This window comes from Peribacillus frigoritolerans (genome assembly GCF_030676415.1).
In the GTDB taxonomy this organism is placed as follows: domain Bacteria; phylum Bacillota; class Bacilli; order Bacillales; family DSM-1321; genus Peribacillus; species Peribacillus frigoritolerans_A.
The window spans coordinates 79,412-95,124 of sequence record NZ_JAUUTW010000001.1 but is presented as its reverse complement, the minus strand read 5'-3'; the positions used below and the strand labels follow the sequence as shown (position 1 = coordinate 95,124).

Annotated in this window: 12 protein-coding genes and 1 pseudogene; 5 read left to right on the top strand and 8 right to left on the bottom strand. The window is 40.6% G+C overall.

The window, feature by feature from the left end; genetic code table 11:
- Positions 1 to 38: 38 nt before the first annotated feature.
- Positions 39 to 1,181, bottom strand: coding sequence for a sensor histidine kinase (locus Q8G36_RS00390; protein ID WP_305158472.1), 1,143 nt, complete (start codon positions 1,179 to 1,181; stop codon positions 39 to 41).
- A 615-nt stretch (positions 1,182 to 1,796) separates the two neighbouring features.
- Here Q8G36_RS00390 and Q8G36_RS00385 point away from each other — a divergent pair.
- Together Q8G36_RS00385 and Q8G36_RS00380 are read left to right on the top strand one after the other, a co-directional pair.
- A complete protein-coding gene (locus Q8G36_RS00385; RefSeq protein WP_305158471.1) occupies positions 1,797 to 2,432 on the top strand; it encodes a YigZ family protein in 636 nt (211 codons plus the stop codon).
- Between the two features lie 179 nt (positions 2,433 to 2,611).
- On the top strand, positions 2,612 to 3,634 hold the full coding sequence (locus Q8G36_RS00380; protein WP_305158470.1) for an LCP family protein: 1,023 nt from the start codon (positions 2,612 to 2,614) through the stop codon (positions 3,632 to 3,634).
- A gap of 217 nt (positions 3,635 to 3,851) precedes the next feature.
- Here the strand turns inward: Q8G36_RS00380 and Q8G36_RS00375 are convergent, their stop codons facing one another.
- From Q8G36_RS00375 to Q8G36_RS00365, 3 genes are all read right to left on the bottom strand, one after another.
- Positions 3,852 to 4,910, bottom strand: a complete 1,059-nt coding sequence (locus Q8G36_RS00375) for a glycosyltransferase family 4 protein (RefSeq protein WP_305158469.1) — start codon at positions 4,908 to 4,910, stop codon at positions 3,852 to 3,854.
- Positions 4,911 to 4,986: 76 nt separating this feature from the next.
- Complete coding sequence (locus tag Q8G36_RS00370; protein ID WP_305158468.1) at positions 4,987 to 6,090, bottom strand: glycosyltransferase family 4 protein; 1,104 nt, start codon at positions 6,088 to 6,090, stop codon at positions 4,987 to 4,989.
- An 18-nt stretch (positions 6,091 to 6,108) separates the two neighbouring features.
- Entirely contained in the window at positions 6,109 to 6,852 is a 744-nt protein-coding gene (locus tag Q8G36_RS00365; protein ID WP_305158467.1) for a WecB/TagA/CpsF family glycosyltransferase, read from the bottom strand.
- A gap of 111 nt (positions 6,853 to 6,963) precedes the next feature.
- On the opposite strand from Q8G36_RS00365, the gene Q8G36_RS00360 reads away from it, so the two are divergent.
- Genes Q8G36_RS00360 through Q8G36_RS00350 form a run of 3 tightly spaced genes read left to right on the top strand, consistent with a single transcriptional unit; the run spans position 6,964 to position 11,116 of the window.
- On the top strand, positions 6,964 to 8,394 hold the full coding sequence (locus Q8G36_RS00360) for an O-antigen ligase family protein (RefSeq protein WP_305158466.1): 1,431 nt from the start codon (positions 6,964 to 6,966) through the stop codon (positions 8,392 to 8,394).
- Between the two features lie 4 nt (positions 8,395 to 8,398).
- Entirely contained in the window at positions 8,399 to 9,925 is a 1,527-nt protein-coding gene (gene murJ / locus Q8G36_RS00355; protein ID WP_305158465.1) for a murein biosynthesis integral membrane protein MurJ, read from the top strand.
- Positions 9,926 to 9,949: 24 nt separating this feature from the next.
- A complete protein-coding gene (locus Q8G36_RS00350) occupies positions 9,950 to 11,116 on the top strand; it encodes a glycosyltransferase family 4 protein (protein ID WP_305158464.1) in 1,167 nt (388 codons plus the stop codon).
- A gap of 37 nt (positions 11,117 to 11,153) precedes the next feature.
- On the opposite strand, the gene tagH is transcribed toward Q8G36_RS00350, so the two are convergent.
- The 4 genes and pseudogenes from tagH to Q8G36_RS00330 all read right to left on the bottom strand — a co-directional run bounded on the left by tagH (position 11,154) and on the right by Q8G36_RS00330 (position 15,651).
- Entirely contained in the window at positions 11,154 to 12,005 is an 852-nt protein-coding gene (gene tagH, locus Q8G36_RS00345; protein ID WP_336622939.1) for a teichoic acids export ABC transporter ATP-binding subunit TagH, read from the bottom strand.
- Complete coding sequence (locus Q8G36_RS00340) at positions 11,968 to 12,765, bottom strand: ABC transporter permease (protein WP_305158463.1); 798 nt, start codon at positions 12,763 to 12,765, stop codon at positions 11,968 to 11,970. The genes tagH and Q8G36_RS00340 overlap by 38 nt, the downstream gene beginning before the upstream one ends.
- Before the next feature lie 3 nt (positions 12,766 to 12,768).
- Positions 12,769 to 13,974: pseudogene (locus Q8G36_RS00335) on the bottom strand (CDP-glycerol glycerophosphotransferase family protein); the annotation flags it as partial.
- Positions 13,975 to 14,112: 138 nt separating this feature from the next.
- Positions 14,113 to 15,651, bottom strand: coding sequence for a glycosyltransferase family 2 protein (locus Q8G36_RS00330; protein ID WP_305158462.1), 1,539 nt, complete (start codon positions 15,649 to 15,651; stop codon positions 14,113 to 14,115).
- Positions 15,652 to 15,713 lie beyond the last annotated feature (62 nt).

Here is a 15,713-nt window from a genome sequence, read left to right as displayed (position 1 = left end):
CCTCCTAGTTTCTATTTAATATGTCTATTCTCTATAATTTATAAATGGTAGGGAATTTGTATAAATACCAAAGTGCCTGCCCCCGGTTGTGAATCGATCGTCATTTCACCTTCCAGCAGCTCGACTCTTTCTCTCATTCCTACCAAGCCAAATGAACCTTCTTTTTGAATCGTAGAGTCAAACCCCTTTCCATCATCTTTGACGACGACGGTCACCATCTCCTTGGAAATGGACAGTTTAACTTGAATCTGTTTTGGGTCCGCATGCTTCAATGAATTTTGTACAGCCTCTTGAACCAGCCTGAATAAAGCGACCTCCATATCGGAAGGAAGCCTTTTGACCTGTCCAAGGTTGACGAAATTCAGATTCACGCCATTATTATAGTCTTCGGTCGTTTGCAGGTATTTTCTGAGAGTAGGAACAAGTCCTAAATCATCAAGCGCCATAGGGCGAAGGTCATAGATGATTCTGCGCACTTCATATAAAGCATTCCTTACCATGACCTTTAAGCTGCGGATTTCCACTAACGCTTCATCAGGACCTCTCTCCCGTTGCACTCGTTCTATCAGGTCTGAGCGCATCATGACATTTGCCAGCATTTGCGCCGGACCATCATGAATTTCACGCGAGAGCTTTTTACGTTCCTGCTCCTGGGCTTCGATTATTTTCAGGCCAAAGTCCTGTTTGCGTTTCGCTTCTTGAAGGGCTTCCCCCACAAATTTAAGATCCTGTGTCAAATAATTCTGCACTACCGATATTTGCGAGACGAGATGCACCGCTTTATCGATTGTCTGCTGTAAACCCCTTAACCTTAACTCAAGCTCATCCCGGCGATTACGGAGCTCTTTCTCCAATTGCCGGTTAATTTGTAAATCGACTTGAAGCTTATGTGCCCTTTCATAAGCATCGCGCACCTGTTCTTCAGAAAAATGGTTGAAGTGCATACTGACTTCTGAAAGCCTTTTTCGAGCAAACCTGGCTTTTGAATCCAGTGCATCGCTGTCGGTTATCACAATGGCAACCCTGATTTTCACATCATCAAGCTCTTTTGATAATGACTCGAAATCCTTTCGGCATTGTTCGCCGATATCAAAGACTTCATCCTTACTTTCACTAACAGTGCTCACCATTGTTTCTAAGATCTTGTCCAATGCTTTAGCATCAACCTTTTTTATGGACATTAAGATCCCTCCACTTAAATCAAAAGACTTAAACAATTTATTGTCTTAAAGACTATGTATATGGAAAAAAGTTCTTTTCCTTTTTCATGAATGGTTAAATTTCAGGAAACTTTGTATGAAGTAACCTTCATGAACATATTGTACCAAAAAAAGATTAAAAATACGTTAATTCCCTTTTATGATTTCCATAAAATGTACATATTTACTATACATCTCATATTCCCGCCATTAAGTCTACCTATTAAAGGCAGAAAGCCATTTCTATTAGCCTAATACAAAATATCCTTTTCAATCAAATGGGATATTCCGCTCCATTGATTATCATATGAAACAGATGCATTTATTAAATGGCAAAATCCTTGAAATGAGAGGACACGTTAAGGTAAAGCCAGGATAATGGCACAGAACTCATGTCTTTCCTACAATGTTATTCTTTTAAGCATATATGACCAGCTAATAACAATAACAGGCAATGAAATTAATTATAACACGTACAGCTTTATCTTATATTAAAGTTTCTTTACACATGCGGTATGTAAATGAATCGTCATTGCCACTTTTTCCGCAAAGCCTTATAATAAATCAACTAATAGGAAGTACGAAGGTGGAATAGTTATGCTCACTCAATATTTAACGGTGGCAGGTCGCGGCGAACATGAAATCGTCATTGAAAAATCCCGTTTTATTTCCCACATCGCCCGAGTTGAAACCGAAGATGCCGCACAGGCCTTTATCCAGGAAATCAAGAAAAAACACAAAGATGCTACACATAATTGTTCAGCTTATATGATCGGGGAACAAAATCAAATCCAAAAAGCCCTAGACGATGGGGAACCGAGCGGAACGGCAGGCGTCCCTATCCTAGAAGTGCTTAAGAAAAAAGAACTGAAAGACACCGCTGTTGTGGTCACACGGTATTTTGGCGGCATCAAACTTGGTGCTGGCGGTCTCATTCGCGCTTACAGCAAAGCGACTTCAGAAGGAATAAATGCCACTGGTGTAGTCATTAGAAAACTAATGCGGGTCATTTCGACAACCGTTGACTATACCTGGCTTGGAAAATTGGAAAACGAATTGCGATCTTCCATTTATCAAATAAAGGAAATTCAGTACCTTGATCAGGTCAATATCCTTGTATATGTTGAGGAAACACAAAAAGAGACATATACCGCTTGGATTACAGAGCTGACAAATGGTCAAGGCCACATCACTGAGGAAGAAATGCTTTATTTGGAAGAGGAATTCGCCTGATAGACTCCTGCATATTTTTCCTTTTTTTATGCTGTAATATAATTGAAAAGAAATATTTATTTTACGAAATTATTAAATCATTGTAAAATTAGGTGTAATATATGACGAAATATAAACTGCAGGATTCGAAAAATAGCGATATATGTCTGATGTTCGTTATTTAAAAGGAGAATAAAAAGATGTCTACTACTAGGCGTGTTTATAAAATTAAAAAAACGAAGAAAAAAAGGCGAAAGAGGCTTTGGTTATTGCTTGTTCCCCTGCTGGTACTTGGTCTGGGAGCTTCTACGTATGCTGCAACCCTGTATATGAAAGCCCAGAATGTATTCAATGGTTCCTATGACCCTGTAGAAGCATCAGGAAAGCGAAGTGCAGCGATCGACCCGCTCGAAGATAATTTCTCGATCCTTTTCATAGGAATTGATGATAGTAAGGACCGTGACTTAAAAGGAAATTCCCGCTCGGATGCTTTAATTCTTGCCACATTCAATAAAGATCAAAAATCTATAAAACTATTAAGCATTCCCCGTGATTCATATGTGTACGTGCCAGCCAAAGGCGTAACCACGAAAATCAACGCGGCCCATGCAGCCGGCGGACCAAAAGCGACGATGGACACCGTAGAGGAGTTATTTGATATCCCAGTCGATTATTATGTTCGCATGAACTTTAATGCTTTCATCGATGTCGTAGATTCATTGGATGGCATCGAAGTCGACGTCCCTTATGAAATGTATGAAATCGATTCACATGACAAAAAGAATGCCATCCATCTCGAAGAAGGATTACAGACCGTTAATGGTGAAGAAGCATTAGCGTTTGCACGGACACGTAAAAAGGACAGTGATATCCAACGTGGTGAGCGTCAGCAGGAAGTCCTAAAAGCCATCATTGCCAAAGCAACCTCTGCTGGATCACTAACGAAATATACAGACGTAATGGAAGCTGTCGGTGACAATATGACAACGAACCTTCAATTCTCACAAATGAGAGGTTTCATAAAATATGTAACTACCGATAAAGGCCTCAATCTTGAAACCATCAAACTTGAAGGTCAGGATTCTACCATTGGCGGAACCTATTATTATCAGCTGAACGAAACATCATTAGCGAACACTAAGCTGTTGCTTCAATCCCACTTGAACCTGGGACCAGCTGAAGGCAATCAAACTGAAGCAGTTCAATCACAAATACAAGAATAAAGGAAAACCCCCACTCGTCATGAGTGGGGGTTTCCTTTTTTGATGCATTCTGTCCCATATAGTTTTCTTATATGAAATCACATGCTGTGCAGATAGCCTTAATATGATCATGTCCTCCAGTTAGCAGCAAAAAGCCACCAACCGTTACTTTAAACGATTGGCGGCTTTTCATTTATCTAGCAAGATTAGCTAATCTAGTAATCTATTTCCAAAACGATCATGGCTTGTTTTTAAAGTTAAGCATCTTGAGCAACGGCTGATAGTTTGAATTGACCAAACCAATTTTCTCCACAAAAATCTCTATGATCAGCAGGAGTCCCGTTACAAGGATCAAAGCTCCCCACATCGTTGCAAATGAAAAGATTATGGCCGCTAAACCAAAGCAAGCAGCTAAAGCGTAAATGAGCAAGACAGTCTGCTTATGAGTGAATCCCAAATTTATCAAACAGTGATGTAAATGGGATTTATCAGCAGCCGAGATCGGCTGTTTATTGACGAGCCTGCGAATAATCGCGAAAAATGTGTCCGAAATGGGAACACCCAAAATGATGATCGGTACGATCAATGAAATCATCGTAACGTTTTTAAACCCTAGCAGGGACAGAACGGCAATGATGTAACCTAAGAATAATGCACCTGTATCTCCCATGAAAATCTTAGCCGGATGAAAGTTATATTTCAAAAAGCCAAGAGTGCTTCCAATCACGATCAATGCGACCATAGCAACAAATAGGTCCCCTTTAATAAGGGCCATAGTTGCAATTGTCACTAATGCGATCGTTGAGACACCGCCTGCAAGACCATCCAGTCCATCTATTAGGTTGATTGCATTAATGATGCTGACAATCCACAAAATGGTGATCGGTATACTGAAAACACCAAATTCAAGTGTATCGGTAAAGAACGGCAAATTGATGAATTCCACTTCAAGACCGCCCCATAATACGATAATGAGGGCAGCCAAAACCTGGCCCAGGAATTTGGGTGCAGCTCTTAATTCAAAAATATCATCAGCCATCCCGATCAATATGATGACAAGGGCTCCCACCAGAAGGGGCAGCTGTTCCCCAAAATCATCCATGAAAAGCAAGAAGGGCAAGAAGGTAATGAAAAAACTCAAAAATATAGCTAAACCGCCCATGCGCGGCATAATTTTACTATGCACTTTTCGCTCATTCGGTTTATCGGTAGCTCCTAATTTAAAGGCCAGCTTTCCGACAAAAGGAGTCAAAAAGATGGATAATAAAAAGGCTACCAACAAGGCCCCTATTAACATCAAGAACCACCTCAATTCAACTAAAAATCTAATACCCGTTACGATCTATAAGAAAACCTATATATAAATGCTTATTTTAATTTTTCATCCTCAAATAAACATTATATACGTTATTGGCTAAAATCTCTATAGAAAAGTTGTTTTTTGCAAATTTTTGTAAATTCAGCCCTATCTTTGTCAAGTCCCCGGATTTTTTTAATTCCAAAGCATTGCAGATGGCCAGTTTCAGCTGTTCGACATTGCCGATATCCGTTATCCACCCCTTGCTCCGATCGGGAATCAATTCCTGTACACCGCCGACATCACTAGTGATTGCCGGAAGGCCCGATCTTGCTCCTTCAAGTAAAACGAGTGGAAAACTTTCGCTTAAGGAAGTCAATAATGTGATGTCCCCCAACGGGTAGATTCGATCTAAATCTTCACGATACCCTAAAAAGTACACATGATCGGATAATCCCTTTTCCGAGACCATCTCTTCCAGAGCGGATCTCCTGCTCCCGTCCCCTGCAAGGATCAGCTTCACATGGGGAAATTCCGATACCACTTCACTTAATGCCGCTAATGCAAATTCATGACCTTTCACCGGTTCAAGCCTTGCAGGCATGATGATGATGAAATCATCTTTCCCGAACCCGAAATCTTCTCTTTGAAACGGGAAAGGCAGTTCCTTTTCAAAGTCAATTCCGTTCAGGATCTTTGTTATTTTGGTCGAATGGATTCCTTGGTCAATCAAGTCCTGCTTAAAGCGGTCAGAAACCGCCAGTATATGATCGGCATATTGAAATGACCTTACATGAAGGCCCGTAAACAATTTTCCTTTTACACCCTGCCCTAAAAAATCATGATGAGGCGAACTGTGAACAGTAAGTAGCCATGGGCATTTAATGAGGCGCTTTATAAAAGCACCATATATATTCGCCCGCGGACCATGTGTATGGATGATGTCTATATTATTTAGACGGATAAAGTCCCTTAAAGGTTTCAAAATTGAAAGGTCATATTTGGAATGTTGCTTGAAAAGTTCAGTTTGTATCCCGGAGGACATGGCCCGCCGGTATAGTTCACCCTTTTCAAATACACCAAGCAAACACTCCTCTTTATTCAATTGGTTCAGTAAGGACATAATATGAAACATACCGCCGCCGGTTTCATTACCAGCGTTTAAGTGCAAGATTCTCATCCAGTCCACTCCTTATGTTCAGGAACGCTGCACCGTTTTCCTTAACCGCCTAACCTTTAATACGAATCTTGGCAGCGCAAGCATCCGTTTCCACCGTGAAGGTTGTTGAATCAGTCGGTACAACCATTCAAGACGCATTTTTTGCCAGAAAACCGGGGCGCGGTTCACCTTTCCCGCAAGGACATCAAAGCTTCCCCCTACTCCCATGAATACCCCTTTATTGAATAACGCATAGTGTCTGGAAACCCATTTCTCCTGCCTAGGGAACCCTAATGCAGTCAATATGATGTCAGGTTCTAGTTCCGCTATCGACTTCGGCAGGGTATCATCCTTGATATCAATGTAACCATGGTTGTATCCCACCAACTCGAGACCCGGATATAATTCTTTTACTTTCAGGGCCGCTGCTTCAATCACGTTTTCCTCCGCTCCAAGCAGATAAACCTTCAACGCTTTTTCATCAGCGACCCGAAATAATTCATTCATCAAGTCGAATCCTGTAATCCGCTCTTGTAAAGGTTGATTTAGCCATTTAGAGGCCATAATAATACCAACGCCATCCGGAGTGATGTAATCAGCCGATATAATGATGTCTTTATAATCCTGATGTTCATTTGCATACTCGACTATTTCCGGATTTGCCGTAACGACAAACGTTTTTTCCTGATTCATCAATCTCGGATAAATCATTCCATTCATGAATTCATCCATATTGCTATCAATGAATGGTATGGATAGTATCTCAACAAACTTCTCTGTCATTTCACTTCAGCCTTTCATATGTACTATACATCTAAAGGGTGGGGTATTATTCAAGAAATTTTTTCATACACATCATAGAACATGATTTTTGATTCAAAGGTGGTTAATCAATTGAAGTTTATAGAAAAACAATCGTTACCCATTCTATTTCTGTGCCTGCTCATCCCATCGGCAGTGCCTCACCCTATCGCCGGTTACATAGCAACGGCGTTGATGCTCGTTTTTATCGGTATAAATAAAAAAAACCTGTTATTAATTCTATTCATTTATTTCCCTGCCCGTCCCTTATTCATGGAACTGAATAGCGGCTTAACCTATACAGGCGACCTGATTATCCTCACTTTATTCATTTCTTTGCTTATTGAAAGATTCAAAAAGAACGAATGGCAATTTTCGAAATATCACTTTACTGCGCCATTTTGGTTGTTTTGTTTAATTGGTGCCGCAGCTGCACTCATAAACGGAGTGGGAATCCACCCCATCCTATTTGAACTCCGTGCATTGCTTATTACATTCTTGCTTCTTTACATTATCGGTGAATTAAATCTAGAAAGAAAGGATATCTTTCGCTTTTTGAAGGTAATGCTAATATTTACAATCTTACTTTGCCTGCATGGCATAGTGGAGAAAATCTTTTCACGTACGATCCTGCTTCCCCATGCATGGGAAAAATGGAATCTTTCTCCAACAAACCGGATGAGGATTTATGGAGCACCTGCCAATCCTAATGTATTTGCCTTATTCTTAAGCATCCAGTTATTCCTTAGTTTCTTTCTATTTCAGTCGTTGAAAAAATATAAATGGATCGTCTTTCTGGCAGCCATCCTGCTTTCCGGAACGTTACTGCTTACCTATTCACGGGGCACGATGATTGCATTCGGGTTCGCGGGGCTTGTCTTTATAATATGGACTAGAAATAAACCATTTCTCAAATATGCTGCAGGAGCATTTTGTTTCGGCCTGCTTCTTATTTATTACCCAGTTTTATTTGCATCAAGTAAAGTGGAGGTATCCGCATCGATTCCCATGGAAAATGTGGTAATTGGCAGCACACCCTCTTCTGAACACGAACATGCCCTCTCCAATCGCTTTTCAGAAATGTTCTCTGATAAGACCCTGCACCAAAGTACGGAATGGGGCCGGTTATATGTCTTAATCAAGGGAATTGAAATTTTCAAAGATCACCCGATAATCGGCACCGGGCTGGCCACCTTCGGGGATTCTGCCACACTTTCCTTTTCCTCACCAATCTATCAGGAGTACCAAATTGGTGAAAGGATGTATACCGATAATCAATATATCCAGATCCTGGTCCAAACTGGTGTACTCGGCTTCCTTGCGGTTCTTGCATTCATCTTTTTCACCTGCCGTAAAATCCTAAAATCGGGAAATGGCACTTTAGCAGCGTTCACCATCTGCCTGATGTTGGCCGCATTATTAGCAGGACTTTTCTACAATATTCTCGAAGATAAAACGTTTACGCTGATATTTTATAGTTGTTTGGGATTCTATTTACAGAAGGACATCATTTTAAAGGATTGAAAATATGCCTACTCTTTCACATGTCATTAAATCGGTCGGGCTCGTCACTATTATTGCAGCTATTGGAAAGGTCCTCGGATTCGGGCGGGAATCGATCATAGCCGCCTATTTCGGGGCATCATCAATGGCAGATGTTTTTTTCGTGGCAAGCCTCATACCAACCATTCTTTTTACGGCTCTGGGCAGCGGTCTTCAGGCTGGCGTTATTCCTATTTACTTGGAAAAGAAAGCGGATAACCCGTTGAAAGCTGATGAATTCATCAGTGTTTTAGGTTCTTTCTTTATGCTGGTAGCCGGAGTCCTGACCATTGCCTGCATGATTTTCATAAAGCCGCTCGTCATGTTGACAGCCCCGGGTTTCTCTGATTCAGAGCTTGCCCTGGCGGAGTCACTGACCCGAATCATGCTGCCAAGTTTACTATTTTTCACGCTTTCATTCATGGCGACGGGGGTCCTGAATGCGAATAAGCGTTTTATTCTGCCGGCACTCACTTCAACTGCACAAAACACGGTCATTATAGCAGCCACTGTATTGTTCGCTGCTCCGTTTGGGATTGAAGGATTGGCTTGGGGGTTTGTGTTCGGTGCAGCAAGCCAGTTCCTTATTCAATACCCCTCATTGAAGAAATACGGAATCCGGCCCATCGTCTCTTTCCTGCCTCATAAAAGGCAGATCGTACAAACACTGTTCACCTTTTATCCAATCATTATCGCCGCTTTGGCGATCCAGTTGAATAGTGTTGTTGATCGGATTATTGCGACTTCGCTCGAAACTGGAAGCGTATCGGCCCTGAACTATGCGAATCGCCTGCTGTGGCTGCCATTGAGCATTGTCCTCACGCCGCTGATTACCGTATTGTACCCTTCAATCGTCGAGCGGGCGCTTATAGGCTATCAATCTTTCCTTAATTTGACCTTAAAGGGGTTGAAATCGCTATTATTTTTAGCGATTCCGTTCATGGTCGTCATGTTAATCAGCGGAAACAGCTTAATCACTCTGGCTTTCCAACGCGGGGCTTTCGATGCTTCAGCAACCGAAGTGACTTATAGGGCATTCATCTTTTATTCAGCTTGCCTCCCGTTCTTTGCACTGAGGGATTATTTGATGAACGCCTTCTACGCCTTGAAGAAAACGAAAGTGGCCATGTATTCCTGCCTGATTGCCGTATTACTTAACGTTCTGCTTAGCTGGGTCCTATCACGTTATCTCGGCGTAGGTGGAATTGCTTTAGCATCGGGCATTTCCATGCTCCTGCAATCTCTCTACCTTTTCATCTACCTATGGCTGAAGACAGCTAGAGCGGACAAGGCCGCTTTCAGGGATGTTTTTCAGGAAAGCACCAAGCTTTCCATCATCGGAACCATCATTTACGGAATCGCTCTCTGGATCCATCCGCTTACCCTAACGTTGCCCATCATCATGGAATTAGTGATCATCTCGCTGCTGGTATTCGGATTATATCTCGCATTATCCATTCTTTTTAAAGTAAGCAGCCTGCAAGCGATGAAAAGGATCAGATCATCAAAGTAATACATTAGAAGAAGGAGTGCCATTATGAACATTTTAATCACAACGATTTTCAACTACCCTCATGAAGGAGGGCTATCGAGCCATATCACTACGTTAAAAAAGGGTTTAATGTCGCGGGGCCATAATGTGGATATATTATCTTTCTCTCAATTACCACCTTTCAAGAGGAAGATGCTCGCCCAGGCTCCAGGATTTTTATTAAATAAAGTAAAACAGGGGAGCGGCCAGCTTTTCAATGACCGGCAACGCCAAAAATTATTGGCTTCATCTATTAAAGCCTTGAAAAAGAACTATGATGTCATTAATGCTCAAGACATTTTCGCAACGCTTGCCTCCATCGAATCCGGAATACCAACGGTGCAAACCGTCCATGGGTATTATTCATTCGAGGCAGTCAGCAGGGGCGCACTTCTTCCGGATAGTGAAGAGGATTTGATCATTCGGGAGCTAGAAAGAAAATCTTATCAGTCTGCTGCAAAAGTAGTGACGGTCGATCAAAGGATCAAAGACTATATAAATCATTTGGCACATATAGAGGCTGATACGATCAAGAACTTCATTGACGTGTCTGCTTTTAAACCGGAAATGGCAAAGCGGGAGCAAACTCGCCGGGACTTTCAAATACCGCTACATAAAAAGATGCTTTTCGTTCCGAGAAGAATGACGGAAAAGAACGGTGTCATCTATCCGCTCCTTGCTCTGCCGGAGGTGCTGGAAAACCATCCTGAAACGGTACTGGTCTATGCAGGTACAGGAGAACAGCGAAGCCGGCTTGAGGAAACCGCATCCAGGCTCAAAATATCCGATTCCGTACTTTTCCTGGGTTCAGTGCCGTTCGAGAAAATGCATAACCTCTATGAGGCATCGGACATCGTACTCATCCCAAGCGTTCATTCCCACGGAGTGGAAGAAGCGACTTCCATTTCTGCTTTAGAAGCGATGAGTTGCCGCTCACCCGTCATTGCAAGCGCGATTGGAGGTTTAAAGGAGATTCTCATTGATGGTGAAGATGGTCTGTTAGTAGAGGAAAAAAATGAAGAAGCACTTGCACAAGCCATCTCCATGCTGCTTAATGACCCTGAGTATGCAACAAATTTAGCTGCAAAAGCAAGATATAAAATGGAAAGCGAATACTCCCACCTTTCAGCTGCCGAGCGGTTTGAGAAAGCTTATGATGAAGTGCTTAACTAAAAAAAGCAGACCCGAAGCCCGGGTCTGCTTTTCACTTTCATACCAGTGCGGAACTACGCCTTTTCATTTGTTCTTCACGGTATTTTTTCTGTTCTTGTTTAGACATGGCGTTATATTCTTTTAAGAATGCTTCATATTGCGGCATTACTTCGTTCATGGCACCGTATGCCTTTAATTCTCCATATTCAAGCCATAAAGCCTTTTGGCAAAATTTCTTCATCTGACCGATTGAGTGGCTGACAAAGAACATCGTTTTGCCCTTTGCCTTAAATTCGTTCATTTTCTCTAAACACTTTTCAGCAAAGTTTTTATCCCCGACAGATAAGGCTTCATCAATAATCAGGATATCTGGATCGATATGCACGGAAATGGAAAAACCAAGCCTGGACTTCATGCCGCTTGAGTAGGATTTCACTGGTTGGTCAATAAACTTACCAAGTTCTGAAAACTCAATGATCTCAGGCTCAAGTTCTTTGATTTTATTTTTGTCGAACCCGAGCATCAGCATTTTCAGCTCGATGTTTTCTCTGCCCGTCAACTGATTATTCAGACCCGATGAAACGGCAATCAAGGCCGTTTTTCCGTTAGTTTGGACATTTCCGTCCGTGGGCGGGACAATGCCTGCAATAATATTGGACAATGTGGATTTACCTGATCCGTTGACCCCGACAAATCCTATTACATCGCCCTTTTCTGCTTCAAAACTAACATTCCTCAGAGCGAAGTACTCTTCCCCATAGCTTTTAGGCAAAAGGAGATCCAATAATTTTTCCGAGTTTTTATTATATAATTTATATTTTTTCGTTATATCTTTGACAATTACCGATTTTTCCAATTTTCTCACTTCCAGTTTACTTAAAGTCAACAAAGCGATCTCTGAACCTGACATGCAGCGAGGAACCTATCAAAAATAAGATGATAACGACTGCCCAGAAATAAAGGGTATATTCCCAATGCGCTATCAGATACCATGATTCCCCCAACAACGAAGCTCGATACCCTTCCACAATATAATATAGTGGATTCAGCTTCATGATGTTGACTATGGTAGGGTGTTCCTTAGCATCCAATACCCAAAGGATTGGTGTTAAATAAAACATGACTTTCATTAAGGACACGATTATATTATGAACGTCACGAATGATGGTTGATAATGTTGAAGTGATTAAACCTAATGAAAATAACAGCAAGACCGTCGCTGCAACATAATACGGCAGTTGCAAGATATAGACTGTAGGGAGGTAACCTGTAAACCCTAATAGGATGATGATGACTCCCAGCAGCATGAGATGCTGATACAACTTAGCAAAGATGACATACGATGGAATCACACTCATCGGAAAGCTCATCTTGGATACCATATTCATCCGGGAATAGACGGATTTGGACGTTTGGGTTATGGCCGGGTTCACAAAGAACCAGACAACGATCCCTGCCATCAGCCATGGAAGGAAATCATCCCCGCGATTTAAGATGATAAATCCAAATACAAACCAATAAATCGCAATCTGTATCATCGGATTGATGATTTCCCATAGGACTCCCAGGTAGTTACTGCTGTTGGCACTTTTCACCTCATAAACAGATAAACGCCTTACCAAATAAAAATGTTTGATTTGTTCTTTTAAAACGGTCAAAGCTGAACTCATAAATTACACAGACCTTCCTAAAAACACTTTTTCTACGACACGGCGTGAAGCCTGGCCATCCTCGAGTGCACAAAACCGCTCGTGAAAATGATTGATATCATTGGTATTTTCATATTTCATCGTCTTGATACTATCAATGACCGCATCAGATGTTTTGACTAACAAACCTGGTGCATTCTTTTCGAAATCAAAGTAAAATCCGCGAAGCTTATCCCTGTAATTTTCAATATCATATACATAGAAAAGCATCGGACGCTGTAAATTTGCGTAATCAAAGAATACGGATGAATAATCAGTTATTAATAAATCCGAAATAAGATACAAATGACTAATATCTTCGTAACTGGATAAATCATAGGCAAATCCTTGATACGCCGATAAATCCAAGTTCTCAGAAACCAAATAATGAAGACGGAGCAAAATGACACACTCCTCCCCAAATTCCTGTTTCATTCGATCAAGATCCAGTTTTATTTCAAACTTATATTTTCCCTTGCTATAAAACTCATCGTCCCTCCAAGTTGGGGCATATAAAACGATCCTTTTCTCTATTGGTATACCCAACTTCTGTTTCAATGAGTCGATTGTATCACGATTATTCCCATTGTAAAGTATATCATTACGAGGATAACCAGTTTCCAGAATTTTAGAAGTATCGACATTGAAGGCCCGGGCAAAAATTTCACTTGAATAAGCGTTCGGTGAAATTAAATAATCCCATTTACTTGATTCGGCATGGAAATTTTCTTTATATTTATCCGTCGTCGTCCCAGGCATATGAACTTCATTCATATCCGCCGCAAGTTTCTTTAATGGAGTACCATGCCAAGTTTGCAAATAGATCGTGTGCTTTGGCTTCGGAATCCAAAGCGGGAGCCTGCTGTTCGTTACCCAATAACGGGCTCTTGTCATTTTGAGCAGCCAACTAAATGAAAAACGATTGAGATATGGGATGCCTGCCTCTTCGAAATGAGCTGTATATCTTTTATCTACGCTCCAATACATTTTATATTCAGGATGGTGACTCTGCAAGTATTCATAAATCGCCCGGGGATTGCAGCTATACTGCTTGCCCAAAAAACTCTCAAAAATAACAAGCTTCCGGTCCACCTGCAATACTGTGCCTGCCAATCCAAAAACCAATTTATATCCTCTTAAAATAATTGCTTTGGCCTTATTTTTAACTAGCGATAGAAAGGAAGGTCTCTTTGAGGTTTGAATTTTTTCATTTGACATATCCGATCTCCCTTTTATTGATTAATGTTAATGGAACACTGCTAAAAAATCGAATTAAAAATAAGCTCGCCCAATAGAAGGGAGAGCTTATTTTTGGTGTGCTTCTAACTGCTACTCCAAAGACTTAATTGCCAGTCCCAAATTATTTGCCACTGTTGTATAAAACTCCACATTTTTCTTATTATACGTCATCTTATTTTTCAGGATCCTTTTAATATTCACCAATTGATAATCATTGTAGCGAATGAACACCGTAAATAATGACTTTTCCATTTTATCAATTTCATCTAATGAAACAGTGAAATGGCCTCTATTACCTTCTATTTGAACTCCGCAATTGATTTCATTGTCAATTCTTGTCCTATCACGTATCAATACAGAATCTATGTTGTTTATATCATCACCATAAATCTCAAAACTTTGGTGGTAGACATTATCCAATATATAAGAATCAAGTGCACGGGCAAGCATCGGTATCCTGACAAAGCGATATTCATCTTCCAGAAATGGAAGTTCATAATATGGTAAACCATCTTTTATATGATATTTTTTATTGGAATCTCGCTTTAACCATTCAAACAACTTTACGAAATCATCCATACGATCCTCCCTGAATAATTCAAGTGCCAATTTATAAATAGGTACTTTAAATTCATTCTTGAAGTCATATGACAAGTTTTTCGCAGTTTCGACAGCTTCACTTAATATTTCTATAAAATCTTCTTTTTTCTTGGATTTCACAAAGGTTTGACTGTCGAACGTTTTTACAATATCGTACTCATAAATCCGGTTTAGGGCCACCCTTTTCAACTCAATGGCAACATCCTTGGATTGAATATACTTTATTATTTCAATATCCGCTTTTCTTTTGTCCAACACATTCGTGACACGTGTTAAGGAAGAGGGGTTTTCCGACGTTCTATTGACATAATAAATAGGTTTTTTAGTAGTTGATACTGCTCTAACTTTAAAGAAAACATCAGTAAAAAACCATTTATCTTCACCGAATTTCATATTCGGAAAACCAATTTCATTTTCTTTAACCATAGACAGATTCATCATCCTGGCCGTTGGACCCATATGATAAAAAAAGTGCGGAACATCCATTGGGGTGATGCTTCTTCTTTCTTTAATGGAAGCAAACTCACCGATGACACTCTCTGACCCAGATTCAACTTTTACCGTTTTGCCCACTACATAATCATCACCGGTTTCCTCCAGGATGTTATAGAGGCTTTCCAGTCCATCATGTGCAAACCAGTCATCCGCGTCTAAAAAAGTTATATATTTGGATGTTCCCAATTCTATTCCAATGTTTCTCGGAGTCCCGGGTGACCCATTATTTTCTTGAAGGGTAACTGAACAGATATTCTTATATTTGGCTGTATACTCTTGAATGATTTTATTTGTGCCATCAGTCGAACAATCATCAATGATGATATATTCAATCTGATCTATGCCCATGGTTTGATTTAGTACTGATTCAATCGTTTTCCTGATGAATTTTTCAGCATTATATGCAGCAGTGACTACAGTGACTTTTTTTTCTTTTCCTAAAAATTTATTTCTTAAGCTTACAGGATTATTTTTTATTGGAATATTACCGCTCTTTAAAAGTTCCCTCGCTTGTTGACGTACCAAGAAATTCATACGATCCCTCTCCTTCTATATCTAGAGGTAACATAGATGTTTCGACCAGGCAGCCAATTTAC